The organism is Nonomuraea sp. NPDC001699, from assembly GCF_053596455.1.
The window spans coordinates 54,884-80,662 of the sequence record NZ_JBSFGF010000030.1 but is presented as its reverse complement, the minus strand read 5'-3'; the positions used below and the strand labels follow the sequence as shown (position 1 = coordinate 80,662).

The following is a 25,779-nucleotide window of genomic DNA, read 5'->3' as shown; positions in this document are numbered from 1 at the left end:
TCGTCCCTTCGGTCACATAAGCCTAGTGAGTCCTTCCGGCGTCATCGCAAAACGGACCCGGTGGTCGTGCGGTTCGGCCGGCACGTCGTCGATCAGCTCGCCGTCGTGCAGCAGGGCCACCGTGGGGACGTTCGGCCCCACTCTGGCCAGCGCGCGGTCGTACGAACCGCCGCCGCGTCCGAGGCGCACCCCCGTGCCGCGGTCGACCGCGAGTGCGGGCACGATCACCAGCGCGGCCGTGCGGACGGCGTCGACGCCGCGCCGCGTGTCGACCGGTTCCATGATGCCGAAGCGACCCGGGGCGAGTGTGTCCGGGCCGTCGTAGACCGCCCAATCCAGGTCATTGTCCTCTTTCAGCACCGGAAGAATCACCGTCGCGCCGTGTTTCCACAGAGCGAACACGAGACCGTGCGTCTCCGGCTCCGACCCCGCCGACCAGTAGCAGGCCACCAGACCGGCCATCTGGACCCACGGCTGTTCGAGCAGCGTCTCGCGGACCTTGGTGGCGTTTGCCCGTAGTTGTTCGGAGGACAGACGGGTGCGCGCCGCGAGCAGTTGGCGACGCAGGTTCAGCTTGTCCACAGGTACCTCCACTAGGGTCTACTCATGGCTGACTTCGACCCTGTGACGAAAGCCGTCGTGCCCGCCGCGGGTCTGGGCACCCGGTTCCTCCCGGCGACCAAGGCGACACCCAAGGAGATGTTGCCCATCGTCGACAAGCCCGCGATCCAGTATGTCGTCGAGGAGGCGGCCTCCGCCGGGCTCCTCGACGTCCTCATGGTCACCGGCAAGAACAAGCGGTCCATCGAAGACCACTTCGACCGCGCGTTCGAGCTGGAGGAGGCCCTGGAGGCCAAGGGCGACGAGCAACGGTTGTCCCAGGTCCGCGAGCCCGCCTCGCTCGCCACGCTGCACTACGTGCGGCAGGGTGAGCCGAAGGGGCTCGGGCACGCGGTGCTGTGCGCCAAGCATCACGTCGGCGACCACCCGTTCGCGTGCCTGCTCGGCGACGACCTGATCGACTACCGCGACCGCCTGCTCCAGCGCATGATCGAGGTGCGCAACACGTTCGGCGGGAGCGTCGTCGCGCTGATGGAGGTGCCGAGGGAGCAGGTCTCGCTCTACGGCGTGGCCACCATCGCCGGCACCGTCGAGGACGACGTCGTGCGGGTGACCGACCTGGTGGAGAAGCCGCCGGTGGACGAGGCGCCCTCCACGTGGGCGGTCATCGGGCGATACGTGCTCGATCCCGCCGTCTTCGAGGTCCTGGAGAGCACGCCGCCCGGGCGCGGCAACGAGATCCAGCTCACCGACGCGCTGCGCACGCTGGCCGGCCGCGGCACCGAGGAGGGCGGCCCCGTCCACGGCGTGCTGTTCCGCGGGCGGCGCTACGACACCGGCGACAAGCTCGACTATCTGCGGACAGTGGTGAAGTTCGCCGCGGATCGTGAGGATCTCGCGCCGGAGTTCGTGCCGTGGCTGCGGGAGTTCCTCGATGAGATCGGTTGACGCGCATCTGGCCGAGATCCTGGCCACTGTGCGTCCGCTGGCGCCTCTGGAGCTGGAGCTGGAGCGGGCGCTAGGCACGACGCTGGCCGAGGACGTGTCCTCGCCGGTGCCGCTGCCGCCGTTCGACAACTCCGCGATGGACGGCTACGCGGTCAGGGCCGAGGACGTTCCCGGCACGCTGCCGGTGATCGACGACGTGGCCGCGGGGTCCGACGAACTGCGGGCGGTGGGCCCCGGGCACGCCGTCCGGATCATGACCGGGGCGCCCATGCCCGCCGGGGCGGACTCCGTCGTGCCGGTGGAGTGGACGGACGGGGGCACGGTCTCTGTCCAGATAAATCGTGACGTACCGCTTGGAAACGCGATTCGCCGAGCCGGCGAGGACGTCCAGGCGGGCGAGGTGGTGCTCAAGGCCGGCACGGTGATCGGGCCGGCCCAGCTCGGCATCATCGCCGGTGTGGGGCGGCGGCGCGTGTGGGTGCGTCCGCAGCCGCGCGTCGTCGTCATCTCGACCGGCGCCGAGCTGGTCGAGCCCGGGACGCCGCTGGGCCGCGGGCAGATCTGGGAGTCCAACAGCTTCACCCTGACGGCCGCGGTGCGCGAGGCCGGCGCCGAGGGCTTCCGCGCGGGGTCCGTCGGCGACGATCCCGCCGTGCTGCTCGACCAGCTCGACACCCACCTGGTGCGCGCCGACGCGATCATCACCAGCGGCGGGGTCTCCATGGGGGCGTACGAGCCCGTCAAGGAGGCGCTGTCGCCGCTCGGCACGGTCAGGTTCGAGAAGGTCGCCATGCAGCCCGGCATGCCTCAAGGGTTCGGCGTGCTGGGCGACGACCGAGTGCCGATCTTCGCCCTGCCGGGCAACCCGGTGTCCTCCTTCGTGTCGTTCATGCTGTTCGTACGTCCCGCGCTCGATAAGATGCGCGGCCTGCCCACCGACACGGCCCGGGTGACCGCCTACGTCACCGCGGCGCTGCGCTCGCCATCGGGCCGGCGCTCGTACCTGCGCGGCGTGCTGTCCTCCGACGGCACGGTCGCGCCGGTCCACGGCCAGGGCTCCCACCAGCTCGCGGCCCTGGCCTCGGCGAACGCGCTGATCGTGGTGCCGGAGGACGTGACCGAGGTGCCCGGCGGGTCCGAGGTGGAGGTGATCCGGCTGTGAGCGAGTTCACGCACCTGGACGAGACGGGCGCGGCGCGCATGGTCGACGTCTCGGCCAAGGACGTCTCCGCCCGTACCGCGACGGCGACCGGGCGGGTGTTGCTGTCGTCCGAGGTCGTGGCGCTGCTGCGGTCGGGCGAGGTGCCCAAGGGCGACGCGCTCGGGGTGGCCCGGATCGCTGGGATCATGGGGGCGAAACGCACACCCGACCTCATTCCGCTCTGCCATCCGATCGCGTTGCACGGTGTGAAGGTCGTGCTCGACGTCGAGGACTGGGGGGTGGCGATCACCTGCCGGGTGCGGACGGCCGACCGTACCGGGGTGGAGATGGAGGCGCTGACCGCCGTCACCGTGGCCGCCCTGGCGCTGATCGACATGGTCAAGGCGGTCGATCCGGCCGCCGTGATCACCGACGTCCGGGTGGAGGAGAAGGTGGGCGGCAAGACCGGTCTGTGGACCAGGGAGGCCACGTGATCCGGGCGCTCGTGGTGACCGTGTCGAACCGCGCCTCCGCTGGGATATATGCCGACAAGTCAGGGCCGTTGCTGGCTGAGTTGCTGGCGTCCGACGCCGGCTGCGAGGTCTCGGGTCCGCTGGTGGTGCCCGACGGCGACGCGGTCGAGGCGGCCCTGCGCGACGGCGTCGCCCAGGGTTACGACGTGATCGTGACCACCGGCGGCACCGGGCTCACGCCCCTCGACCTGACGCCGGAGATGACCGCCCGCGTGATCACCCGGGAAATTCCCGGTATAGCGGAGGCCATTCGCCTGGCGAATCGCGACAAGGTGCCCACGTCGGTCCTGTCCCGGGGGCTGGCCGGTCAGGCGGGTGACACGTTGATCGTGAATCTGCCCGGCTCGTCCGGTGGCGTCCGGGATGGGGTGGCTGTGCTCGCGCCCGTCCTGCGGCACGCGGTCGAGCAGATCAAGGGCGGCGACCACCCCCGCTGACCAGGTTTCGGTCTGCCGATCGATGATCCGTGGCGACATCGAGCCCGATGGGGGGATGATGAGAGGCGTGGATCGACTTCGTGGCTGGCCGGCGAACCTGAGCGAAGGCCCGGTGGGCCTTCGGCCGCTGCGGCTGAGCGACGTACGCGTTTGGCGCGAGACCAGGTTGCGCAACGCCGACTGGCTGCGTCCCTGGGAACCGAGCAACCCCGAGACCCCGCTGTTCAGAACGGGGCTCGGCCCGTACATCTCCATGGTCGGCACCCTGCGTCGTGAGGCGCGGCAGGGGCTGGCGCTGCCGTGGGTGGTCACCTACGACGGCCGCTTCGCGGGGCAGCTCACCGTGGGGGCCATCGTGTGGGGATCTGCCCGTTCCGCCCAGGTCGGTTACTGGGTGGACGGCGCGCTGGCCGGGCGGGCCATCATCCCCACCGCCCTGGCCCTGGCCGTCGATCATTGCTTTTTCACCACCGGATTGCATCGGCTAGAAGCGAACATCCGTCCTGAGAACCAGGCCAGTCGTAGGGTGGTGGAGAAGCTCGGGTTCAGGGAAGAAGGCATTCGGCGTCGCCAACTCCACATCGACGGGGCCTGGCGCGACCACATCTGTTACGCGCTGACCGTCGAGGACGTCCCCGGCGGCCTGCTCGTACAGTGGCGGCGAGCACGTGAGTCGGCCGCTCGCGGCGGATCTCCGGTCGAAGAGGTTTGACGATCTCGCGACACACCGCACCGAATGCTCGTCAATCAGTGACACACGGTCTTACGGTGCGTGACGTGAGCACAATGAAGGCGCGACGAGCACAGACGCGCTTTCGTGCTGCCCGGAGGTGGTCGTGAGCAGCGCCTTCCTCTATGTCGCCATCGTCGTGATGTGGCTGTGCGTCCTGATTCCGATGTGGTTGCGCCGGGACAAGACGAACCTCCAGGAGCTCGCCGAGCTCGAGGAGCACTACACCGGCGAGCACGCCCTGCCCGACCTGGACAATCTCGACGCCACCATCGGCGACGAGGACGCACCCGAGGTCGAAAAGGTCGATGTCCGGCAGTTCCGGCTTCGCCGTAGGGCGATCATCGTAGCGCGACGCAGACGGTTGTTGTTCTTCACCGCGTTGCTCGTGCTGGCCTCCGTCGTCACGGCCGGGGTCGAGATGATCCCGTGGTGGGGCGTGGCGCCGTCCGGGGTCGTCATGCTGGCGTACACGGCCTTTCTGCGGATCGCCGTACAGGTCGACCGGGAACGCCGCGAACGGGCGCTCCAGGCGCGCTCTGAGCGGCTACGGCGGGCACGCGAGCGGCGCCGGGCGGCGGCCGAGATGGAGGCCGAGGTCATCGACCTGACCGCACTGCACACCGACGTCCTGTTCGACCAGTACGCCGAACCGCCCAGACGAGCGGTGGGCGACTGAAAGGGTGGCGCGAGTACCTCCGGGAGTTTGCTAATCTGGTCGAGTCCTTGGGGATGTAGCGCAGTCCGGTAGCGCACTTCGTTCGCATCGAAGGGGTCAGGGGTTCGAATCCCCTCATCTCCACCCAGGGCCGTTCTTGAAACGGCCGGACTGAAGTTGACGGGATCCCGTCTGATCATCGCGATCAGGCGGGATCTTGTCGTTTCGAGGGTTTCCGAATCGGGTTCCTCCTGGTTTGGAAGTCGCGGAGCGTGCCCGGGGAGGCCCGGGTGGTCGCTGGTGGAGGACTTTCAGTTGATCTTTGTCGGTGGGTCCGCATGCCAGGCGAGCATCGGGCGGTGAACCACGCCTGGGAGGTCAGCGGTTCGTGCATGGAGCATGGCCTCATTGGGTGAAGTACAGAGCCGGGTGCCGCGGGTCGGCGGAGCAGACGTAGATCCCCGCGTCCGCGGCGTCGTCCACCATGAAACCGGCTGGCTCCCCGGGCGAGCATGTGCTCCTCCGTCCCCCACACCAGATGCTGCCCTGTCACGGTGCACAGGTATGTGTCCGGGTTCTCCGACACAAGCGGCAGGTCCTCGGCGGAGTCCGCCTGGAGCAGGAGGACGAGAGGCGCGCTGCACTCGGGGCAGTCCAATCTCTCGGGCATATCGCTGCCGGACCAGGACTTGCTGCCGCCGACCTTCCAGCCAGGCGTAAGGCTCACCTCCCAGTAGTAGAGGTCGAAAAGCTCCTCCCGTTTCTCCAGCTGCTTCCGGAGCTCGACGGGTAGCTCTTCCCACCAGGGGTACTCGACGACCAGCTTGGGATGCACGGTGCAGGGCCGGGGGACCTCGTCCCACTCCCCTTTCCAGTGCTCCCAGGGGTCAGGCTGCGCCCCTGGCTCGTGCACGACCGCGCCGGAGCGCCGCCAGAAGACCCGGCAGTGCGCAAACGAAGGCGGTGGCCCATGGACGACGCGCTTCGCGCTGTGGCGGACCCGACCCGCCGCGCCATCCTCGTCCTGGTGCGGGATCGCGAGGTGTCGGCAGGCGAGATCGCCGAGCGCTTTCCCGAGATCAGTCGCCCTGCGGTATCCCAGCACCTGCGAACGCTGACGGCAGCCCGCCTCGTCGACGTCCGCCGCGCAGGCAATCGCCGCTTCTATCGGCTACGTCCGGAGGGGCTGGCCGAGGCGGTGACGTTCCTGGAGACCATGTGGTCCACCTCGCTCAGCCGCCTCCAGCACGAAGCCGAGAAAGAAGAACGCGCGCACACCGGTGACCAGGACGTGAAGGGATCGTTGTGAGCAGGACTATTGAGCAGACGTTGCACATCCGTGCGCGTCCCGAGACGGTCTGGCGGTTCTTCACCGACCCCGCACGCCTGGCGCAATGGTGGGGAACTGCCCAGCTGGACGCCCGCCCCGGTGGCACGTTGCAGGTTGCGATGCACGAGGGCCCACGCCCGGTGATGCGCGGACGGTTCGTGGAGCTCGTGCCGTACGAACGTCTCGTCTTCACCTTCGGCTGGGAGGCCACACCGGGAGCGCCCACCATGGCACCAGAGGCGTCCCGAGTCGAAGTCATCCTGACCCCGGACGGTGATGGCACCGAGCTCACCCTGCGCCACAGTGGTCTGCCGGCCGCACTCGAAGAGGAAACCGGCGACGGCTGGGCGCACCTGCTCCATCGTCTGGGCGAAACGGCAGAACGCCAGGAACCCCGCTGAAGCGGGATGTGTATGCCGACAACACACACAGCGTCAAGGAGAGCCATGCCCCAGACCCACGGGCATGGCTCTCCTTTTCGATGACCTTCCATGGCAGTTGATCAGCAAGTGGCTCTCAAACCGGCCGACACATGGCTCTCTGATCCACCTTCATAGCGATACGCGTCAAGCGCATACCGGCCTGCTTTGACGACGCCGTGATCAAGCAGAGAAGACACTCGATCGCCACCACCGTCACCGGCTGAGGACACTGATGCCGACCATGCCCCTGAGCCGGTTACCGCATGGCACGATCACGCACTGTCATAGGTCGCCGTCATAGACGGCCACTGTCAGCGTTCCGGGGCGCCGCAGGTACTCGGGGATGGACGTCTCCAACCGGACCCTGATCGTTGTCGTCTTCTCACTGCTCGGCCGTTTGCCCAGGTGGAGGAACCCGGCCCCGGACGGCGGGAAGGAGCAGACGCCGGAGTCCTCCAGGCGCCCGTTCACCCACAGCTTCCGGCTGAGCCGCTCGGCGAGGCCGTCCCCGCAGTAGGTGACGATGGCCAGGCCGTGGCCCCTGTTCGGCACGGTGAGCGTCACCTCACGGGTGCCGGGCCAGGTGGCGCTGCCCTTGGCGACCAGGCTGAGTTCCTTCCCGATCTTCGCGAGCGGCTCGACCGGAGGCGAGGCGGTCCTCATCGTGGCCGGCGGCGTCCACTCGTACACGCCGAACCGCCATTTACCCGGAGGCGTCACCCAAGGGTAGGTCGTGACGGAGAATCTCACCGTCCGAGTCCCGGCGGGGAAGAGCTGCGTGTCGACTGCTTTGCCCTGCTCGCACGAGTTCTTCAGTGACAGCGTGAAGTCCTTGTTCAGGCCCGGCACCCGCACGCTGACACGTGGTGGCCCCGCTTTGGGATGCGGGCAGTCAGGCAGGATGGCCACCGGCTTGCCGCTCACCTTCACCTGGAATGTCGTCGATTCCTCGCGTGATGGGTCGAAGGCCGCAATGGCGAGCCTGCGGTAGACAGTGCCGTCGGACTCCTCGTACTGGATCGGGAACTTCTCGCTCACTGTCGCGGTGGTCGGCTGATCGACTTGCTCCGGCCCGCGCAGGCTGACGATCGTTCCCACGGTGACGACCGCGACGGCGAAAGTGACAGCGACAGCGACGGCCGACAACCGGCGCCGCCGCGCGCCGCGTGTCCTGGTCCGCAGTGAGTGCCACGGGATCGGGCGGTCGAGCGCAGGGTTGCTGCGCTCATCCAGCAGGTCGCGGAGTTCTCCCTGGTCGATAGCCACGGCGCTACCCCCTCCTGTCGTACGCGAATGACTCGTCCACCCGAAGCTTGGCCAGCGCCCTGCTCGCCTGGCTCTTGACCGTCCCGACGCTGCAGCCGAGCGTCGAAGCGGTCTGGACCTCGGTCAGGTCCTCGAAGAACCGCAGCACGACGACGGCCCGTTGCCGGGCGGGCAAGCGGCCGAGCGCCTGCCAGACCAGTTCGCGATCGTCGGCCTGTCCCATGTGGTCGGCCGCCTGCGCCTGGTCGGGCGGCGACTCGCTGGTCAGCTCGGCCCGTCTCCAGCGGCGCCGCCACCAGGAGACGTGCAGGTTCACAATGATCTTGCGGACGTACGCCTCACGCTCGTCGCCCAGGCGCGGCCAGGCCTGCCACGCCTTCAGCAGCGCCGTCTGCACCAGGTCCTCGGCCACACCCCAGTCACGGGCGAGCAGGTAGGCGGTGCGGAGCAGCCGGTGCCATGACGCCTCGACGAACGCGTCGTACTCCGATCCATCCGCCATGTACGGTCCTTTCTCAGGCGACAGTCACCCGTCCTTACGCCGCCGGAAGAACTGAAGGTTGCTCAGGCTCAAGAAGCTGACGCAGGGCGCGGGCTCCCTCCGTGCCAAGCGTGGTTGAGTACGGCCTCCGCTCGCTGTCGGGTGAGTGCCTTCTGGGACGTCCGTTCGTGCCCTTGGGTGTGGGGACCGGCTCGGCGACGTTCCTGAGCATCCGCCGCAGGGTATTCGCGGTGGCCGTTGTCCAGCCGGACCGGCCTGAGGAGGTCCTGCCAGTTCGCCGATCCGTATCCGGTTCCTTCTCCTTGACCTTCACATGGATGTGATGCCTTACCGTCCCGAGCATCGATTCAGCAGGTAAGGAGTAGATCAATGCCAGGTGCCGTGATCATTGGGGCAGGTGTCCGTAGCCTGGTCACGCGGCCACGACACCGGTGGACGCGGGAAGCTCTGCACGCAGGTTCCCCGCGATGACCGGCACCGGGGCTACAGACGTTCTCACCAGGCTCCTCCACGACTGGCAGCAGGCCTTCAACGCACACCGACCGGCCGAGATCGCCGCCTTGTTCAGCCAGGACGCGCTTTTCCAGGGCATCAGTCCGCAGCTGGGACACGGTCCGCAGGAGGTCTTCGACTATTACGCCAGGGTCGTTCGCGGCACGACGGCACAGGTCGAGGTGGTGTCGGGTGGCCGGCTGAGCGAGGAGATCGTGCACGGATTCGCGGAGGTGACCTTCACCGCGCCTACCGGTGACGTCCACCTGATATGCCTGTCCGTCGTGGCCAAAAGGGCGGGCGGCAGCTGGCTCATTCACCAGTACCACGCTTCCACCCGTCACGTGGGCGGAGGTTCGGCGGTCCCGGCAGGTGGGCGGCCTACGTGACGCTGGTGGCGGCGTGGCCGACGAGATCGGCGATGGTCGCGATCGGGATGCCCTGGTCACTCATGACGGAGCCGACGGGTCGCTACTCGACCACTCGTCCCGTTGTCTTCTTTCCGTCCATGCGTACGGCCAGGCAGTACACGGTCCGGTAACGCGGCCAGTCCTCCAAGGCCGGCCCAAGCCACGCCATGCCGATCTCATCCGTTTTCGACTTTTTGATGCGCATTATGGGAAGACATCCGTTCTGCGCGAGCCGCGTCATGTCCGCATCCGGATACGGTCCCTGGGGGAGGACGTATGTGGTGGCGAACTCAGCCGAATGCGGCACGTGGCAGGGGACGACGGTCACCAGGTACGTCTGGGGAAAAGGTTCGATGCAGTCGCCGGGTCGTAGATCGGTGGCGTAATACCGTTGTGTGCCGGGAATGGTGCTCTGCTGCAGGGGAGTCTGCGGGGCGGCGGCGGGTTTCGGCTGAGCGGACGCGGATGACGCCACCGGTGCCGGGCTGTCTGCGCAGCCGGCGAGCGAGATGGCTAAGCAGCATGCGATCAGTGATGTGCGAACCATGGCACAAGAGTGGCAGTTTCAGATCACCCCGGGGTCCCGGACCGGTTCGGAGATGATCGCCGCTCCAGCGGCCCCAAGGCCCTCGCCGGTCCTTCTGATCGCGCATTTCAGCAGGAGAGCCATATGACATCTGTCGTCCCTGCCCGTGACCGGGAGCGGATGCTGACGTATTCGAACGGCCAGGATTGGCTGGTGTCCTGGCACTCTGTCGATGACCCCCAGGAAGGCCGGCCTCACGGGGCCGCCGGCATCTGCGTGACGGCTGCCGATGAGCTGGTCCTGATCAGCCATGACGGCGAGCACTGGGGTTTCCCCGCAGGACGTCCTGAGGGAACGGAGACGATCGAGGAGACCCTGCGCCGGGAAATGCTCGAAGAGGCGTGCGTCACCGTCATCGGTAGCCGCCTGCTTGGATATTCGCGCAGCGAATGCGTGCGCGGGCGTGAGCTTGGTCTGGTTCTCGTCCGTTCTTATTGGCGTGCGGAGGTCCGGCTTGAGGAATGGGTGCCGGAGTTCGAGATACAGCACCGGCGGCTGGTTCCGGAGTCCGAGGCGAAGAAACACGTCCGCGATCCCGATCTGGCCGCGACCCGGGTTTCCTTCCGTGCTCTGGACGAGGCGGTGGCAGGTGACGGCCCTCGCCCGTGAGCGCCCCCGACCTGCCGGGCCAGGCCATGGCGTCGGCGTGCGGGGTTGCCTCGATCACCCTGACGTCGGCGTGGACTGGCGGGCGCGGTGGCGGCGTACCGCGTCCCTGTTGGCGCACGGCTGGGAGCAGTAACGCTGCCGGGCGGTGCGTGAGGTGTCCGCGAAGATCATCTCGCAGTCGGCGGCGGCACACCGTCCGAGCCGGTCCATCCCCCGGCTGACGAGGTGCATCGCCGTGCCCACGGAGATCAGCGCGAACAGCACCGCGCCGAGCGGCTGCAGGTCGTCGCGATAGTGCAGGTGCCAGCCGTGAGCGTGGTCGGTCAGCCGGGGATAGGCGGCCGACCGGGCCAGCATCTCGTTGACCAGCTTGGCCTTCTCGCGCTCGTTCGGGGCGTCGACGACGTTCGTCCAGGCGTCGATGACGGCGAGGGTCTGGTCGAGATCCGACGGTTCGACGGGGCGTTCCAGCACCAGCCCGGCCGTGCGGCAGCGGTCGGCGAGTTCGGGTGCGCTCGCCGGCGGGCGGTTCGCCAGTTCCGCGGCGAAGTTCACCACGTCCGCGCCGTAAGGGTTGAGGTGCACAAGCCCATTACATCAGCCTGTACGTCATGACGCGAACAGCGACAGAGCACGACATTCCGGAACTCGTCCGCCTCCGGGCGCTGCTCTTCGACGACCTCGGCGGCGACTTCTTCAACCCCGCGAACGCCGCGGACGACTGGCGTAACGCGCTCGCACGGGTTTTCCAGCAGAAGCTGACCGAACCCGACTGCCGGATCCTGGTTGCGGACGGCGACATCGGCCTGGCCGCCTGCGGCATCGGCACGATCGAGCAGTGGTTCCCCGGTCCACACTCCCGCAACGGGCGGATCGGCCACGTCATCGGCATGGTCACCGACCCGTCGTACCGGCGGCGTGGGCACGGCCGGTCGATCATGCTCGGTCTGCTCGACTGGTTCCGCGACCGCGATGCCGTACGGGTCGATCTCACCGCCTCCCGCGAGGCGGAACCGCTCTACCGGCAGCTCGGCTTCTCCGACCATCCGGATCCCCTGTTGTGCTGGAAGCCGTGAGGACCTCGCGGTACCGCTGGGTCATTCTGGCTGTCGCGACCTTCACCCAGGCCACGGCCGCGTTCTTCGTGCAGGGCATCGGCGCGATGAGCGTCCACCTGCGACGAGACCTGGAGCTGAACACGACCCAACTGGGCCTGCTGCAGTCGGCGGCTCAGTTGCTTCCTCTGGCCGGACTGCTCGTGGCGGGACGACTGCTGGACCGCCACGACGAACGCTGGGTCGTCGGGATCGGCGCTCTTGTGGTCGCCGCCGCGCTGGCCGTCGGCGGTGCGGCCCCGGGATATGTCTCCTTGCTCGTCGCCCTGCTGGTCGTCGGCGCGGGGTACAGCACCATTCAGCCGGGCGGGAGCAAATCGGTGGCGTCCTGGTTCGATGCCTCGCAGCGTGGCTTGGCCATGGGTGTCCGCCAGGCGGGACTTCCGCTCGGCGGCGTCGTCGCCGCCTCTGCGCTTCCCGTACTGGCGACGGCCTTCGGCTGGCGGTCGACGCTCGTGGCGGGTGCGCTCGTCGCCTTGTCGGGTGCCGTCGCCTTCATGGTCTTCTACCGCCGTCCACCGGACCGGCGTCCGATGCCGGACACGTCCCGCGTGCGGCTGGGACTGCTCCGCGAACCGTACATGAAGAAGATCATTTTGTCCGGTACGAGCATGGCGTCGGTGCACAGTGGTGTGGGCGTTCTCACCGTGCTGTACCTGCACGAGGTGACGTCCATGGACTCCGCCTCGGCGGCCCTGGTCTACGTCGCGGTCCAGTGCGCGGGCGCGCTGGGCCGGGTCTGCCTGGCGGCCTGGAGCGACCGTCACGGATCCGGTCGCCACGCCTGGGTCATGACCTGCCTGGCCGCCGTGATCATCGCCATGACGGTGTTGACGACGCCGATCGGCCGGTCTCCCGTCGCGGCCTGCCTGGTCTTCGTCTGGCTCGGCTTCTTCGGAATCGGCTGGTACGGCCCCTGGGTCGCCTACGCCGCCGAATCGGCGCCGCCGGACCGGACCGGGTTCGTCCTCGGCCTGGCCATGGCCGTCAGTCAGGTGGCGATCATCCTGGCGCCTCCCGTGCTCGGCCTGCTCACGGACCTGACCGGCAGCTTCGCACCCGCCTGGGCCCTGCTCGCCGCGCTGGCCGCCGCCACCATGACGATGACCGCCCGACTGTGACCAGTCCGGACGAACCTCGTGGAAACGCGATGCGGGTGACGGGGGATCAGGCGGCCATCGGGACTTCCTGTTCGGAGTCCTTCGCCGGCGTCCGCGTCCGGGGAAGGACGAGACAGGTGAGGGCCAGTCCGATCAGGCTCAGCACCGCCCCCGCCAGGCCGGTCCACCGCAGAGCGCCGGCGGCGACGATCGCGCCGCCGATGACCGAGCCGGCTGCGGCCCCGAGGTTGAAGGCGCCGACGTTGGCGGAGACCGCCAGGTTCGGGGCGGCGCCCGCGTGGTGCAGGATCAGTCCCTGCAGCGGGGCGATGGTCGCGGTGGCGAGCAGGCCGAGTACCAGGACCGCGGCCACGGCGGTGGGCTGCCACACCACGGCGAACGGGACGAGCAGGAGCGTTCCCGCCAGCCCGCCGAAGACCCCGCGTACGGTGGCGCTCATCGACCTGTCGGTCAGTCTTCCGGCGGTGAGGTTGCCGATGAAACTACCGGCGCCGTAGGCGAGCAGCAGACCGGAGACCGCCGCGGGGGAGAAGCCGGAGACGCGGATCAGCAGCGGGGCGATGTAGGTGAACACCGTGGCGACCCCGGAGAAGCCCACCGCGGTGGTGGCGATGGCGAGTATGACCGGCCGGCGCGTCACCACGCGGATCTCGTCACGCAGTCGCGTGGACGGCGCCTCCTGCCGGGGCAGGACGGCGGCCAGAAGCAGGGTGCCCACCAGGGACAGAACGGTCAGCACGGCGAAGGGAGCCCGCCATCCGGCGCCCTGCCCGAGCAGTGCCCCCAGGGGCACTCCGAGGAGCGTGGCCACGGTGAAGCCGGAGGCCACGGTGGCGATGGCCGAGCCCGTCCGCTCGGCCGGGACCACCCGGGTCGCCGTCACCAGTGCCAGAGCCAGGAAGGCGGCGTGGCTGAGCGAGGACACCACGCGTCCCACCAGCAGCAGGCCGAACGACGGCGCCACCGCGCTGATCGCGCTGCCTGCCGCGAACAGCAGCATCAGTCCGATGGCGAGCCCCTTGCGCGGCAGGCGCGAGGTCAGCAGGGCCATGAGCGGTCCTCCGGCCACCACTCCGAGCGCATATGCGGTCACCGCCTGTCCGGCGGTTCCCACGGAGACGTCGAGGTCGGCTCCGACCTGGGGCAGCAACCCGGCGATCAGGTACTCCGACGTGCCCACGACGAAGACGCTTGAGCACAATGCCGCGAGCGTCGCGAACCCCTTGTTCAGCTTCATGCGGCAGACGCTAAAGTCTCATATCGGTATGAGAGTCAAGTCGAGGCGGGGTCATGCCCGGCTCGTCGTCAGGGGGCGTCGTGCGCATCGGTGAGCTGTCCCGGCGGACCGGCGTGGCCGTCCACCTGCTGCGTTACTACGGAGAGCAGGGGCTGCTCCACCCGCAGCGGCGCGCCAGCGGCTACCGGGAATACGTCGAAGAGGACGTCGCCGTCGTCCGCCGCATCCGCAGCCTGCTGGCCGCCGGGCTGAACACCTCGACCATCACCACGGTCCTGCCGTGCCTGCGGGACACCGGCGACCGCCTCGTCCCCACCTGCTCGGACCTGGTCGCCGACCTCCACCGGGAGCGCGACCGCATCGCTCAGGCCGTCAGCGACCTTCAGACCTCCATGGACGCGCTCGATGACGTCATCGCCGCGGCCCCGGCCGACGTCACCCGCCGGGCCCTGGCCTCACTCAACGAGTGAGAAGTCCCAACACGGATCGGCGGCTCGGCCCACCGACTGCCCGGGGACGGGTCATGGGGTTCGTCTCGGGGAGCGCAACCGTACGACCAAGGCGAGCGACATGACGACGAGGGCCGCCACCTGAGTGAACCGGAGCGCATCCACGATGGTGACCACCTGAGTCGCTCTGTCCGCCGTTCCCAGGCCGGACAGGGCAGCGAGCGACCCACCGCCGGTCATCGCGGCGGTCAGCACCGCGAACAGCGCGCTGACCGCCACGGTGCCCATGCCGTTGGCGACCGTGTTCACCAGCGACAACAGCGCGGAGCCGGAGGCCAGGTCGGAGCCGTTGAGGTCGCGGCTGGAGCTGGACATCGTCGGCATCATGATCGCGCCGGTGCCCGCTCCCTGGAGGAATCCGAGCACGCCGAGCACCAGGTAGGACGTGTCCGGCCGGAGAACGATCACCTGGAGGAGGCCGGAAGCGATCGCGACGCCGAGCCCGGCGCCGACGACCAGCCGGGGACCGAGCCGTTCCAGGAGCCGGGCGGCGATCTGCAGGCTGACGCCCATGCCGACCGCACCGGGGACCATCAACGCGGCCGTCACCGAGGCGCCGTCCGAACGCAGGATCTGCACGTAGGCGGGCCCCAACAGGGCCGAGCCGAAGTAGGGGGCCGCGTACAGGGCGAGAACCGCGGCGCCCCGGCCGAACGTCGGGTTCCGCAGGAGGGCGATCCGCAACAGCGGTTCGGGATGGGCCAGCGCCCGGGCCGAGAACACCGCGACCAGCACCGCACCGAGGACGGCCGTGGCGATCCGCGTCCAGGCCGGGCCGTCCTGGGCGCTGATGCCGTACGCCACCAGGACGATGCCCGGAACCAGCAGCATCGCTCCGGCCAGGTCAGGCCGGCCAGGACGCCGGTGTGCGGCGTCGGCCGGCAGCCAGGCCATCGTGCCCGCGACGCCCAGCAGCGCCAGCGGCACCGTGACGAAGAACAACGCCCGCCACGACCCGGCGCCCAGGAGCAGCGCGCCCAGTGCCGGGCCCAGGATCGGCCCGATCAGCATCGGCAGGCCGGTGACCGTCATCATCCGGCCACGGCGTTCGGCCGCCACGGCGCCGAACCCGATCGCCATTCCCAAGGGCGCCATCAGGCCGGCGCCGAGGCCCTGCGCCGCTCGTGCGGCGATCAGCCAGCCCAGGTCGCCGGCCAGGCCGGCGACGGCGGAGGCGGCCGCGAAACCGGCCAGCGCCCCCACGTACACGCGGCGGGCTCCCCACCGTCCGGCAAGACCGGCGGCGAGCGGCATCGTCGCGACCATCGCGAGCGTGTACGCGGTGATGATCCACTGGGCGGCGGTCAGCGACGTGTCGAACGTCGCCATCAGTTGCGGCAGCGCCACCGCGACGATCGTGGCGTCCAGCACCGCCATCAACCCGCCGGACGCCAGCACGCTCGCGGCGCGCAGCTCCGGACCTGTCAGCCTGCTCATGCCCGACCGGCCGGATCCGCCGCCCGGAGGGGGGCGCATCGCGCGTGTCCACGTCTGCCGGCCGCTGAGTTCGTCTTGCGTCATGGCATCGACGCTAGAAGTTCGTCCATAGGCGAACACAAGTCGATCGGCGGCCGGCAGCCGTCGCCGCGTCCGCGCCGGGCGGCTCCAGCGGCTGCCGTCAGTCGCTGCCGCGCCCCAGCGGCCCGAACGCGACGTTCTTCTGCTGCCGAAGGATCTTCCCGTCGGTCCCGTACGCCGTCACCGTGACGGGCGGCGAGTCCAGGATCGTGGCCTCCTTTCTCTTGGGGTCCTCAGGGTCGCGCACCAGCTTGCCGATGATCCGTACGATGAAGAACCCGTCGGCGATCCGCGCGGACGTGCGCCGCCCGTCCGCCCAGTCGACCTCGACCCGCCGCACGGCGTCGCTGACCCGCCCGGTGACGACCCGGTACACGTCGTCGTACTGGACCCGCTGCTTGCCGACGGTGTACGGATACGTGTGGTTGGTGTACGCGTCCACCTGCAGATCACCGGAGAACCCGGCCAGGTTCCCGGGCGGCCTGAACCCCCAGTAGGTGAAGACGGCGCGCTCGGCCATGTCCTTCTGTTCGGTCGGCGTGCAGAGCACGAAACCGGCGTCACTGCCCACCAGGGCAGTGACGCCGCCCTTGTCCCGGTACTCCACCAGCACCCGGAAGTCGTCGGTCACCCCGTGCTCGGGGATCCGCAGGTTCCCGTCCATGTTGTGCACGGGTCCGCCCTTGGGCATGCATTCGCGTGCCAGCCGCAACTGCTCGGGGGTGTTCGCGCAGGCGGGCGACGGCTTGATGGGTCTGGCTGCGTACGGTGCCCACCGGGCAGCCCATGATCTTGGCGACCTCGGACTCCGGGAGGTCTTCGTAGTAGCGCAGTACCAGCACCGCTCGTTTGCGCGCGGGCAGGACCCGTAACGCCTTGGCCAGCGTGATCCGGGTCTCCACCTCGGAGGTGCGGTCGGCCTCGCCGTGATCGGGAGGCGCTTCGAGCACGCGTTCGCGGCCCCAGCGCGGGCTGCGCCACCGCCCGACCTGTTCGTGGTACATGACCCGGCGGACGTACGCCTCCGGGTTGTCGCGGATACGCCGCCAGTGGGCGGTTGTCTTGGCCAGGGCCGTCTGCAGCAAGTCCTCGGCGGCGTGCTGGTCGCCGGTCAAGACGTAGGCGAGCCTGATCAAGCTGTCGGATCGGCCGGCGACGAACTCGGTGAAGTCGCGCTGATGGTCAGGGTGCAAGGGCTCTCCTCGTGTCTCGCACCCTAAGACGCAGGAGGGCTGACGGATCTATGGCGCGCGCCCGGGAGGCGGTTCCGGGCGTGAGGTCAGAGTTTGCCGAGGCCGCGGGCCAGGATGGTGGCGGTCTTCGCGATGGTCCCGTTGTCGGTGGGCAGGCCCGGGGTGCGGTTGGTGTAGACGGCCATGATGATGGGGGCGGCGCCCTTCTCGGGCCAGATGACCGCGATGTCGTTCCCGCCGCCGAAGCCGTCGGAGTTGGTGCCGGTCCTGTCGCCGATCGTCCAGGTCTTGGGCAGGCCGGCGCGGATGCGCTCATCGCCGACCTTGTTCGCGAGCAGCCAGGCGACGAGCCGCTCGCGGTCCTCGGCGTGCAGCGCGTTCCCCACCGTGAGCAGGTGCAGGTCGCGGCCGATGGCCGCGGGCGTGGTGGTGTCGCGCTTGTCCTTGGGGGTCCAGTCGTTGAGCTCGGGGTGCCAGCGGTCCATGCGGGAGATCGGGTCCTTCAGCGTGCGGAAGTACCTCGTCAGTCCGGCGGGCCCGTCGATCTGCTTGAGCAGCAGGTTGGACGCGGTGCCGTCGCTCCGGGTGACGGCCGCCTCGCACAACTGGGCGACGGTCAGGCCGTCCTTGATGTGCTTCTCGGTGACCGGAGAGTTGGGCTTCATGTCGGCGGCCGTCCATTTGACGACCTTGCTCATCAGGCCGGGCTCGGCGGTGCGCGCCTTGTCCAGCACGGCCGCGCACAGAGGCGCCTTGAACGTGGACAAGAGGGGGAAACGCTCGCTCGCCCGGTACGCCACGGTCTTGCCGGTGGCCGTGTCGATGGCGTACGCCCCGATACGGCCCTTGAAGGACGCCTCCAGCGCGCGCAGGTCCTTCCTAACCTGGCCCTCTCCCAGAACCGCCGCGGGGGCCATCACCACGGTGGCGGCGGCGGACGCGGTTCCGCCGCCGAGGGTGCCACCGGACACGAGGGCGATCGCCAGGGCGGTCGCGGGCAGAGCGGCAGAGAATCGGCGGGCGTGGAGATGTCGCATGTCGAATCCTTGCTGGTCGTCGATCAGAGAACAGCAGCAAAGCAGGTGTGATCAAGTGATGTCTAATATCGATATCGGAAATAGGCCAATATCAGTTTCTGTATGAGCGCCAGTCGGATGGCGAGTGCCGAATTTGCATCCGCGCAGGCCACATGGCTGACGCCTCGACCGGTTGTCGATTCCCGGGGTGCACGCGATACGACAACCGGGACGCGGCGGCCGGTGGGTCGCCGCGTCCCGGAGTCAGAGGGCGGGAGTGGTCGCTCCCTCGTCGCGCGGGAAGAAGGGGAGTTCGATGTGGACGCGGTCGGCCGCGGCGAGGATCTTCTCCGCGTCGTCGACCGGCGGGTGGATGGCCTGGTTGATCCGTACCTTGATCTCCTTGCCGTCGTCGCCCGAGGCCATCACCCGCCGGTCCCAGCCCCGGGTGAAGACCCCGCCGGCGGCGCCCAGGTCCAGGCAGGTGACGTACGGGCCGGGGGTGAAGTCGCGCGGCGGCACGCCGAGCAGGTCGGCCGCCGCGTTGTACCCGGCGACCTTGCCGAGCGGCGTGGCGTGCTGGCACGCCTGCATGACCGTGTGCTCGGCGTCGAACGCCGCCGCCGCGGTGTCCCCGGCGACGAACACCTCGGGAAGGGCGCGCAGCCACCGATCCACCGGTATCCGGCCGAGGTGGTCGAGCTCGTCGTGGATCTGCCGGGTGAGGTCGCTGGCCCGCATCCCCACCGACCAGACCACCGCGTCCGCCTCGACCTCGGTGCCGTCGGACAGGGCGGCGTACCCGTCGCCGACCTCGGTCACCGTCGTCCCGAGACGGCGTTCGACGCCCAGCTCGTCCAGTGCGGCTTCGATCTCCGTACGCGGGCCCGGGCCGAGCTGGTGCCCGACCACCTGCGACCGGTCCACCAGCAGCACCCGCCCACGGGTGGCCAGCGCGGTCGCGGCCTCCAGACCGGCGAACCCGGCACCGACGACCACGGCCGTGTAGTCCTCCCGGTGGCGCAGATGGTCGGTGAGCCGCCGGGCCCCGTCGAGGGTGTCGATGTCGAAGAGCCGTTCGGCGCCGGGTAGGTCGTGGGGCCGGATGAGCCGGCTGCCGGCCGCCAGCACCAGGCGGTCATAGCCGATCTTCATGCCGTCGGCCACCACTGTGCGGCGGCCGGTGTCGATCTCGGTCACGGAGGCGCGCAGATGGTCGACGCCGATCGGGCCGAGAATCCTGCGCAGCTCCACCTTGGCCAGGTCCGGCTCCGGCTCGTACAGGCGTGGCCGCAGCACCAGGTGCTCGTTCGGCGCGATGAGCGTGATGCGCAGATCCGCGGTTCCGCCCGCCCGGCGGCGTGCCAGCGCCGCGCCCGCCGCGCTCCAGACGCCCGCGAAACCGCCTCCGATGATCACAACGTGGGCCATTGTCCAGTCCTCTCAACCTCCCCTGGGGATCAGGGGTCGGCAGGGAGACCGGACAGCGGGCTCAGATGTGACCGATGTGGGCGAACTTCTCGGGATTGGCCAGTCTCCGCCAGGTCGTGATGCGCCCGTCGGTGATCTCCACGGTGTCGAGCCAGACCAGCTCGCCGCCGCGGTACGTCGCCAGGGCCGGCTGCCCGTTCACCTCGACGACCTGGAACGCGTCCGGACGCCTGATCTCGATCTGCCTGACCGCCAGCAGCGCGATCGCCGCGGCGCCCTGGACCGGTCGGCGCGCGGCGGTCACCTTGCCGCCGCCGTCGGCGATGTAGACGGCCTCGGGGTGCAGCAGTTCGACGAGCCCAGCCAGGTTCCCCGCGTCGGCGGCCGCCCTGAACGCCTTGAGCAGGCGTTCGGTCTCGGCCCTGGACGCCTGGGGCAGCTCCTTGACCGCGGCGACCCGCGCCCGCGCGCGGGAGGCGAGCTTGCGGCCGGCGGCGGGGGTGCCACCGAGCACCTCGGCGATCCGGCCGAACGGGAAGCCGAAGACGTCGTGCAGCACCAGCGCGACGCGCTCGGCCGGGCTGAGCGTCTCCATGACCACCAGCATCGCGGTGCTCACCGACTCGTCCATGAGCACCTGGGCGGCGGCGTCGGGCCCGGTCAGCAGCGGTTCGGGCAGCCAGGGCCCGACGTAGGACTCCCGCCTGACCCGCGCCGACCTGAGCACGGTGTAGGACGCCCGCGCGGCCAGGGTCACCAGCCAGGCCCGCAGATCACGCACTTCGGACAGGTCGGCGGCGGCGGCGCGCAACCAGACATCCTGCGTCACGTCCTCGGCCTCGGCCACACTGCCGAGGATCCGGTAGGCCGCCCCGAAGACGGCGGGACGATGCACCTGCCAGTCGGCCTCCGCCAACGCGCCGGTCGGCTCCACCCTCCGCCCCTGCCCTTCTCGGATCCGTGCCCGACCGCCGATTGTAGGGGGCGGGTGCATCGGGCCATCGGGTGTGAGGGGCGTCCAGGGGATCGCGGTCGCGCGATGAGGTCCGTACGGGTGAGGGAGGCGGACGGGTGAGGGAGGCGGACGGCGTCGCACGACACGTGCGACGTCGTCCGTGGCCTCGTGGATCGCGGTGGTGACGCCGCCGGGCGAGCGGCTCAGCGGCGGGACACCTGGCCGCGCCGGTGAGCTACTTCCTCAGCCAGAGCATGTAGAACGGGCTGTCCCAGCGGCACTCGTACTCCTTGTACCCCTTGGTGACGAGCAGGGTGGTCCCGGCCGAGACGCAGTTCTGAAGGGTGCGGTACGCCTGGTAGGGGGCCCAGCCCGTAGCCGTGGCGCCGGCCGGAGCCGCGGTGGCGAGGGTGCCGGCGGCGAGGGCTCCGGCCATGGCCAGTGTCACACCGAACCGTGCGGCCTTCTGTCGCATGCATGGTCCTTCCTCGTGGGGCGGCACACGCCGCCGCAGTGATCATTTCCACGGTAGCGCTCGTTGATCTTCATTGGTGCGTTTTGTGGATCTTGTCTCTTTTTTCCGATGCGCGAAGAAGGGCGCGCCCTTGCGCGGGGCGATCGGCCCTGATCAGCTCCACCAGTCCCGCTCGGGAAGCCTGAGCCACATGTCAGGTCGAAAGGTGAGCGATCGGGCGTCGGCCGGTCGCAGGCCCGCGCCGGCGAAGCAGTACGCCACCGCCCGGTGGTGGTAGAGGTAGGTGGCGAGGATCTCCTCGGGGGGCTCGTCGTCGGAGACGGAGCCCCCGCCGGGGTGGGTGTCCCAATCCTCCATGACGCCGTCGCGGCAGACGGCTCCCTGGTTGCCGCTCTTGGGGTTGGCGAACATGCCGTAGCAGACGGAGCCGGCCGACAGGCGCTTCATGACGCCCGGGGTGGACGCGTTGTACCCCTCGGGCTGGAAGACGACGCATCCGCCGGGCACGTCCGTGACGCCGATGATGGCCAGGCTGTTGTCGAAGTCCGCGAACGGGTCTTCCATCACTTCTTCGACGTCGGCGTCGTCAGCCGGTACGGCCTCCAGCCGCCGGGCCGCCTCGGCGGCGCCGACGCCCGCCACGCAGGCGAGGCTGAAGCCGTCGTCCTCCGGCTCGCCCAGCACGTCGATCAGGTGCCTGGCGTCGGCCACGGCCGCGGCCTCGGTGTCCGACAGGCCGGTCTCGCCGGCGGGGAGGGGGAACAGGTCAGGGGTCGGGGTGGCCAGGCTGAGCCGTCCGGGGGACCAGCCGTTCATCATCGGCCGCCACGGGTCCGCTCCGGCGGCGACGAGGCTGCGGGCGTTGTCGGGACGGTTGTTGAAGACGGCTTCCCAGAGGGCGGTACGGCCCTCCTGCTCGGCATCGACGTCGTCGACGCGCCGGGACAGTTCGGTGACCACCTCGGGCGAGCCCCGTTCGGCGGCGGCGTGCAGCGGCCGTTCGTGGAAGTACACGCCGGAGTTGGGGTCGGCGCCCGCGTCGAGCCGGGAGCGGACCACGCTGAGGTTCGTCCAGCTGTCCCGGTCCATGCCGGACCATCCGGTTCTGTCGTCGGCGACCATGACACTCCTTGGGGGCGTACGGGGTGGGTGATCGCCGATCATGGCGTATGGCCACGACAAATTCGCCGACGCAAAGCCGACGAGGTGCCCGGGCTGTCCTGCTGGACCGGCACGATCGCGTTCTGATGATCCAGCACAGGTACGACGGCGTCATCGTCGTTCCCGGGTCCCCGGTCCGGGAGTTGTTCTGGGTGCCCCCGGGCGGAGGGCTGAAGGCGGGCGAGGACTTCCTTCAGGCCGCTCGCAGGGAACTGCTGGAGGAGACCGGGCTGACGGAGGTCGAGTGGGGGCCGTGCCTGTGGATCCTCGACGGGGTCGTCCGCTGGGACGGCGAGCCCGTGCACGTGCAGGAGCGGTACTTCCTCGCGCGGACGCGGGGCACGCAGGCCGTCACCCGCGCCCACCTGGAGCCGGGGGAGGAGGAGGGGATCGTGGGGCATCGATGGTGGTCGTCGGCCGAGCTGGCCGCGGCCGAGGCCACGGAGTCCCTGCGGCCAGTGGGGCTTCCGGGCCTGTTGGCGGAGGTGCTGGCGGCGGGGGGACGCCCGTCGGGTGAGCCGCGGGTCCTGCGCGTGTAGAGCGAGCCGACGGGGTCACCGGGCGGAGCGCAGGCCGTCCAGCAGGACGGTGAGGTAGGCGTCGGCGAGGGCCTGCGAGGGTGGCTGGGTGCGCGCGACGGCCAGGGCGGTCCGGCCGATGAGCGTCGTGACGACGGCGGGGTCGAGGTCGGTGCGGATCGCGCCCTCGCGCCGCGCCCCCTCGATCATCTCCTCCACAGCGGCGACCAGGCCGGCCCGCAGGGCGGTGGTGGCCGGCAGATCGAGGCCGTCCAGTTGGTCGTTGACGGCGTGGTGGGCGGTCTGGAAGGCGACCAGCTCGCGGAGGAAGGTGCGCAGGGCCTGGTAGGGCGTGGTCTCGGCGAGCAGGTCGCGGGCGCGCCGGACGACCGGTTCGAGCAGACGGGAGACCGCGGCGTCCAGCAGGGCGTCCTTGCCGCCGAAGGCGCGTACGACGGTCGCGGCCCCCACCCCCGCCTGCTTGGCGATGGCCTCGACCGTGAGGGGCGCGCCGGGCTCGGCCAGCAGCGTCATGGCCGCGTCGAGGGCGAGTCGGCGGTTGCGCACGGCGTCGGCGCGGCGTCTGGGCTCGGCGGGTGTTGACAACTGGAATGTCCATTCCACATAGTTAACTGGAACGCTTATTTCAGTTAACTCTAGCGCGATGGAGTCCCCATGAACGAGCGCGTCCTGATCTCCGGCGCGAGCATCGCCGGGCTCGCCCTGGCCCACTGGCTGACCCGGCACGGCTTCCGGCCCACGATCGTCGAGCGCGCTCCCCGCCTGCGCACCGGCGGCAACGGCGTGGACGTGCGGGGCGACGCCGTCGAGGTGGCCGCGCGGATGGGCATCATGCCGCGGGTGCGCGAGCTGGCCGCCGACGTGCACGGCATGAAGTTCGTGGACGCCGGCGACCGGCCCGTGGCTCGCGTCGAGTTCCGCGACCCCGGCTCGGTGGAGATCATGCGCGGCGACCTGGTGGCGCTGCTGGACGAGGCGACCGACGTGGAGATCCTGTTCGGCGACACGATCCGCGGCCTTGAGCAGGACGACGACGGCGTGCGGGTCACCTTCGAGCACGCGCCCGCCCGCGCCTTCGACCTGGTCGTCGGCGCCGACGGCATGCACTCCCACGTACGGCGGCTGGTGTTCGGGCCGGAGGAGGAGTTCGTCCGGTACAAGGACCACTACTTCGCCTTCGCCGACGCCGACGCGGCGCTCGGGGAGGACCGCTGGGTCACGATGTTCAACCCGCCGGGCCGCATGGCCGGGATCTACCGGTCGGGCAACCACGCCCAGGCCAAGGCGTACTTCATCTTCCGGTCCGCGCCGCTGGACTACGACCACCGGGACGTCGCCGAGCACAAACGGCTGGTGAGCCGGACGTTCGGGGACGAGACGTCCTGGCGTACCAGGGAGCTGCTCGACTCGGCCCTGGCCGACCCCGACTTCTACTTCGACGCGCTGGGCCAGGTGCACATGGACTCATGGTCCCAAGGGCGGGTCGTGCTCGTCGGCGACGCCGCCTGGTGCGCGTCCCCGGCTTCGGGGGCGGGCGCGGAGCTGGCGCTGGTGGGGGCGTACCGGCTGGCGGGGGAGCTGGCCGCGGCCGGCGGGGATCACCGGGTCGCCTTCGCCCGGTACGACGCCGTCCATCGCCCGCTGGTCGAGAAGAAGCAGCAGATCGGGCCCAACGTGCGGCTTATGGTGCCCAGAACCGAGGGCGGGCGCTGCGTCCGTGACGCCCTGGTCCGGCTGCCGCTGATGAAGGCCGTCGGCGCGGTGGAGCGCCGCGTCCAGGGCAGGAACGCCCGTCCCCTGCCGGTGTACGGCCCGCGTCACTGAGCCGTCCGGCGATCAGCGAGCCGCGCTCGCACGGGTGAAGGCCGCCCGGTAGGCGGTGGGCGTGAGGCCGGTCCGGTGCGCGATGTGCTGGCGCAGGGAGTCCGTGGTGACCAGCCCGCTGAGCTGGGCCACCTGGCTCATGGGCAGGTCCGTGCTCTCCAGGAGTTCCCTGGCCTGCTCCACGCGCTGGTGGAGGAGCCATTGCAGCGGGCTGTGACCGGTCTCGGCGTGGAAGCGGCGGCTCAGGGTGCGAACGCTGGTGCGGGCGTGGGCGGCGAGGTCGGCGCGGGTGAGCGGCTCGTGCAGCCGTTCCAGCGCCCACGCCCTGGTGGCGGCGAGCGAGGTGCCGGTCTCGGGCGGCAGCGGGGACGCGATGAACTGGGCCTGCCCGCCGGGGCGCACCGGGGCGGCGACGACCAGCCGGGCCACGGCGTTGGCCGCGGCGGCGCCGTAGTCGGCCCGTACCAGGTGCAGGCACAGGTCGATGCCGGCGGACAGGCCGGCGGACGTCCAGATGTTCCCGTCTTCGACGTAGAGCACGTCAGGACGCAGATCGACGGACGGGAAGCGCCGGCGGAACTCCTCCGACCTGGCCCAGTAGGTGGTGGCGCTGCGCCCCTCCAGCAACCCCGCCCGCGCCAGGACGAAGGCCCCGGTGCAGATCGACGCGACGCGCCTGCCCTCCTCCGCCGCCCGGCGCAGGGCTCGCAGGACGCGCGGGTCGATGTCGTCACGGGCGCCCGTTCCGGTGACGATGACGGTGTCGGCCTCGTCGGCGATCTCCAGCCCGTGCGCGACGGTGACGTGGAGGCTGCCACCGGTGGCCAGGGCGCCGGGCTCGGCGGTGCAGATCCGGACGTCGTAGCCGGGCCGCCCGTCCACGGTCAGCTCGCCGAGGACGAGTTCCGGAATGGACAGGTCGAACGTCGTGGCCGGCGGGACGGCGATGACGGCCACCCGATGCATGGCCCGAACCTCCGGATACTTGGCATTTGGGCCACTATCGTACCGATCGCCTGCGGGGCAGGGTGGACAACCGATGTCACCATCCCCGTACTTG

General features: G+C 69.9%; 31 protein-coding genes and 1 tRNA gene. 16 read left to right on the top strand and 16 right to left on the bottom strand.

What is annotated here, in order from left to right:
- Positions 1-12: 12 nt before the first annotated feature.
- Positions 13-582, bottom strand: coding sequence for a 5-formyltetrahydrofolate cyclo-ligase (locus ACWCSU_RS46605; RefSeq protein WP_357696245.1), 570 nt, complete (start codon positions 580-582; stop codon positions 13-15).
- Between the two features lie 24 nt (positions 583-606).
- Between ACWCSU_RS46605 and galU the strand changes: the two genes are divergently transcribed.
- From galU to ACWCSU_RS46560, 9 genes are all read left to right on the top strand, one after another.
- Positions 607-1,509: a UTP--glucose-1-phosphate uridylyltransferase GalU gene (galU, locus tag ACWCSU_RS46600; protein WP_357696243.1), complete on the top strand. Its 903-nt coding sequence runs from the start codon at positions 607-609 to the stop codon at positions 1,507-1,509.
- The gene (gene glp, locus ACWCSU_RS46595; RefSeq protein ID WP_364104210.1) at positions 1,496-2,671 is read left to right on the top strand and encodes a molybdotransferase-like divisome protein Glp; all 1,176 of its coding nucleotides are present in this window, start codon (positions 1,496-1,498) and stop codon (positions 2,669-2,671) included. Before galU ends, glp begins: the two co-directional genes overlap by 14 nt.
- Positions 2,668-3,144, top strand: a complete 477-nt coding sequence (gene moaC / locus ACWCSU_RS46590; protein WP_357696239.1) for a cyclic pyranopterin monophosphate synthase MoaC — start codon at positions 2,668-2,670, stop codon at positions 3,142-3,144. The genes glp and moaC overlap by 4 nt, the downstream gene beginning before the upstream one ends.
- Positions 3,141-3,620, top strand: coding sequence for a MogA/MoaB family molybdenum cofactor biosynthesis protein (locus tag ACWCSU_RS46585; RefSeq protein ID WP_364104216.1), 480 nt, complete (start codon positions 3,141-3,143; stop codon positions 3,618-3,620). The genes moaC and ACWCSU_RS46585 overlap by 4 nt, the downstream gene beginning before the upstream one ends.
- 58 nt (positions 3,621-3,678) lie before the next feature.
- Positions 3,679-4,332: a GNAT family N-acetyltransferase gene (locus ACWCSU_RS46580; protein ID WP_357696660.1), complete on the top strand. Its 654-nt coding sequence runs from the start codon at positions 3,679-3,681 to the stop codon at positions 4,330-4,332.
- Between the two features lie 124 nt (positions 4,333-4,456).
- Positions 4,457-5,029, top strand: a complete 573-nt coding sequence (gene sepX / locus ACWCSU_RS46575) for a divisome protein SepX/GlpR (protein WP_357696235.1) — start codon at positions 4,457-4,459, stop codon at positions 5,027-5,029.
- 49 nt (positions 5,030-5,078) lie between these two features.
- Positions 5,079-5,152: transfer RNA gene (locus ACWCSU_RS46570), tRNA-Ala, on the top strand.
- An 826-nt stretch (positions 5,153-5,978) separates the two neighbouring features.
- Positions 5,979-6,317, top strand: a complete 339-nt coding sequence (locus ACWCSU_RS46565; RefSeq protein ID WP_357696227.1) for an ArsR/SmtB family transcription factor — start codon at positions 5,979-5,981, stop codon at positions 6,315-6,317.
- A complete protein-coding gene (locus tag ACWCSU_RS46560) occupies positions 6,314-6,739 on the top strand; it encodes an SRPBCC family protein (protein ID WP_449942761.1) in 426 nt (141 codons plus the stop codon). Before ACWCSU_RS46565 ends, ACWCSU_RS46560 begins: the two co-directional genes overlap by 4 nt.
- A gap of 303 nt (positions 6,740-7,042) precedes the next feature.
- Here ACWCSU_RS46560 and ACWCSU_RS46555 read toward each other — a convergent pair whose 3' ends face one another.
- Complete coding sequence (locus ACWCSU_RS46555; RefSeq protein WP_449942759.1) at positions 7,043-8,026, bottom strand: hypothetical protein; 984 nt, start codon at positions 8,024-8,026, stop codon at positions 7,043-7,045.
- Positions 8,027-8,030: 4 nt separating this feature from the next.
- Positions 8,031-8,528, bottom strand: coding sequence for a SigE family RNA polymerase sigma factor (locus tag ACWCSU_RS46550; RefSeq protein ID WP_449942757.1), 498 nt, complete (start codon positions 8,526-8,528; stop codon positions 8,031-8,033).
- 467 nt (positions 8,529-8,995) lie between these two features.
- Between ACWCSU_RS46550 and ACWCSU_RS46545 the strand changes: the two genes are divergently transcribed.
- Entirely contained in the window at positions 8,996-9,409 is a 414-nt protein-coding gene (locus tag ACWCSU_RS46545; RefSeq protein WP_449942756.1) for a YybH family protein, read from the top strand.
- Positions 9,410-9,491: 82 nt separating this feature from the next.
- Here ACWCSU_RS46545 and ACWCSU_RS46540 read toward each other — a convergent pair whose 3' ends face one another.
- Positions 9,492-9,977 (bottom strand): hypothetical protein, encoded by a 486-nt coding sequence (locus ACWCSU_RS46540; RefSeq protein WP_449942754.1) that lies wholly within the window; start codon positions 9,975-9,977, stop codon positions 9,492-9,494.
- 123 nt (positions 9,978-10,100) lie between these two features.
- Here ACWCSU_RS46540 and ACWCSU_RS46535 point away from each other — a divergent pair, with 123 nt between their 5' ends.
- Positions 10,101-10,625, top strand: coding sequence for an NUDIX hydrolase (locus tag ACWCSU_RS46535; protein ID WP_449942753.1), 525 nt, complete (start codon positions 10,101-10,103; stop codon positions 10,623-10,625).
- A 54-nt stretch (positions 10,626-10,679) separates the two neighbouring features.
- Here ACWCSU_RS46535 and ACWCSU_RS46530 read toward each other — a convergent pair whose 3' ends face one another.
- On the bottom strand, positions 10,680-11,210 hold the full coding sequence (locus ACWCSU_RS46530) for a CGNR zinc finger domain-containing protein (protein WP_449942752.1): 531 nt from the start codon (positions 11,208-11,210) through the stop codon (positions 10,680-10,682).
- A gap of 26 nt (positions 11,211-11,236) precedes the next feature.
- Here ACWCSU_RS46530 and ACWCSU_RS46525 point away from each other — a divergent pair, with 26 nt between their 5' ends.
- Both ACWCSU_RS46525 and ACWCSU_RS46520 read left to right on the top strand, forming a co-directional pair.
- Complete coding sequence (locus ACWCSU_RS46525; protein WP_449942750.1) at positions 11,237-11,701, top strand: GNAT family N-acetyltransferase; 465 nt, start codon at positions 11,237-11,239, stop codon at positions 11,699-11,701.
- The gene (locus tag ACWCSU_RS46520; protein WP_449942749.1) at positions 11,698-12,861 is read left to right on the top strand and encodes an MFS transporter; all 1,164 of its coding nucleotides are present in this window, start codon (positions 11,698-11,700) and stop codon (positions 12,859-12,861) included. The genes ACWCSU_RS46525 and ACWCSU_RS46520 overlap by 4 nt, the downstream gene beginning before the upstream one ends.
- 46 nt (positions 12,862-12,907) lie before the next feature.
- Here ACWCSU_RS46520 and ACWCSU_RS46515 read toward each other — a convergent pair whose 3' ends face one another.
- Positions 12,908-14,098, bottom strand: coding sequence for an MFS transporter (locus ACWCSU_RS46515; protein WP_449942747.1), 1,191 nt, complete (start codon positions 14,096-14,098; stop codon positions 12,908-12,910).
- 80 nt (positions 14,099-14,178) lie between these two features.
- Here ACWCSU_RS46515 and ACWCSU_RS46510 point away from each other — a divergent pair, with 80 nt between their 5' ends.
- Positions 14,179-14,568 carry a MerR family transcriptional regulator gene (locus ACWCSU_RS46510; RefSeq protein ID WP_449942746.1) on the top strand — a complete coding sequence of 130 codons (390 nt, stop codon included), beginning with the start codon at positions 14,179-14,181 and terminating at the stop codon, positions 14,566-14,568.
- Positions 14,569-14,619: 51 nt separating this feature from the next.
- Here the strand turns inward: ACWCSU_RS46510 and ACWCSU_RS46505 are convergent, their stop codons facing one another.
- The 8 genes from ACWCSU_RS46505 to ACWCSU_RS46470 form a co-directional block, all read right to left on the bottom strand.
- Positions 14,620-16,128: an MFS transporter gene (locus ACWCSU_RS46505; RefSeq protein WP_449942744.1), complete on the bottom strand. Its 1,509-nt coding sequence runs from the start codon at positions 16,126-16,128 to the stop codon at positions 14,620-14,622.
- A gap of 97 nt (positions 16,129-16,225) precedes the next feature.
- Positions 16,226-16,798 carry a hypothetical protein gene (locus tag ACWCSU_RS46500; protein WP_449942809.1) on the bottom strand — a complete coding sequence of 191 codons (573 nt, stop codon included), beginning with the start codon at positions 16,796-16,798 and terminating at the stop codon, positions 16,226-16,228.
- Positions 16,686-17,261: a SigE family RNA polymerase sigma factor gene (locus tag ACWCSU_RS46495; protein WP_449942807.1), complete on the bottom strand. Its 576-nt coding sequence runs from the start codon at positions 17,259-17,261 to the stop codon at positions 16,686-16,688. Before ACWCSU_RS46495 ends, ACWCSU_RS46500 begins: the two co-directional genes overlap by 113 nt.
- Before the next feature lie 143 nt (positions 17,262-17,404).
- Positions 17,405-18,355, bottom strand: a complete 951-nt coding sequence (gene bla / locus ACWCSU_RS46490; RefSeq protein ID WP_449942742.1) for a class A beta-lactamase — start codon at positions 18,353-18,355, stop codon at positions 17,405-17,407.
- Positions 18,356-18,598: 243 nt separating this feature from the next.
- The gene (locus ACWCSU_RS46485; protein WP_449942740.1) at positions 18,599-19,765 is read right to left on the bottom strand and encodes an NAD(P)/FAD-dependent oxidoreductase; all 1,167 of its coding nucleotides are present in this window, start codon (positions 19,763-19,765) and stop codon (positions 18,599-18,601) included.
- A 61-nt stretch (positions 19,766-19,826) separates the two neighbouring features.
- The gene (gene sigJ, locus ACWCSU_RS46480) at positions 19,827-20,699 is read right to left on the bottom strand and encodes an RNA polymerase sigma factor SigJ (RefSeq protein WP_449942738.1); all 873 of its coding nucleotides are present in this window, start codon (positions 20,697-20,699) and stop codon (positions 19,827-19,829) included.
- Positions 20,700-20,955: 256 nt separating this feature from the next.
- Positions 20,956-21,195 (bottom strand): hypothetical protein, encoded by a 240-nt coding sequence (locus ACWCSU_RS46475; RefSeq protein ID WP_449942736.1) that lies wholly within the window; start codon positions 21,193-21,195, stop codon positions 20,956-20,958.
- Positions 21,196-21,348: 153 nt separating this feature from the next.
- Positions 21,349-22,317 carry an ankyrin repeat domain-containing protein gene (locus ACWCSU_RS46470; RefSeq protein ID WP_449942734.1) on the bottom strand — a complete coding sequence of 323 codons (969 nt, stop codon included), beginning with the start codon at positions 22,315-22,317 and terminating at the stop codon, positions 21,349-21,351.
- A 47-nt stretch (positions 22,318-22,364) separates the two neighbouring features.
- On the opposite strand from ACWCSU_RS46470, the gene ACWCSU_RS46465 reads away from it, so the two are divergent.
- Entirely contained in the window at positions 22,365-22,895 is a 531-nt protein-coding gene (locus ACWCSU_RS46465; protein WP_449942733.1) for an NUDIX domain-containing protein, read from the top strand.
- A 15-nt stretch (positions 22,896-22,910) separates the two neighbouring features.
- Here ACWCSU_RS46465 and ACWCSU_RS46460 read toward each other — a convergent pair whose 3' ends face one another.
- On the bottom strand, positions 22,911-23,480 hold the full coding sequence (locus tag ACWCSU_RS46460; RefSeq protein ID WP_449942732.1) for a TetR/AcrR family transcriptional regulator: 570 nt from the start codon (positions 23,478-23,480) through the stop codon (positions 22,911-22,913).
- A gap of 69 nt (positions 23,481-23,549) precedes the next feature.
- Between ACWCSU_RS46460 and ACWCSU_RS46455 the strand changes: the two genes are divergently transcribed.
- A complete protein-coding gene (locus ACWCSU_RS46455; protein WP_449942731.1) occupies positions 23,550-24,719 on the top strand; it encodes an FAD-dependent monooxygenase in 1,170 nt (389 codons plus the stop codon).
- 12 nt (positions 24,720-24,731) lie between these two features.
- Here the strand turns inward: ACWCSU_RS46455 and ACWCSU_RS46450 are convergent, their stop codons facing one another.
- Positions 24,732-25,685: a GlxA family transcriptional regulator gene (locus ACWCSU_RS46450; RefSeq protein WP_449942730.1), complete on the bottom strand. Its 954-nt coding sequence runs from the start codon at positions 25,683-25,685 to the stop codon at positions 24,732-24,734.
- Positions 25,686-25,779: the final 94 nt, after the last annotated feature.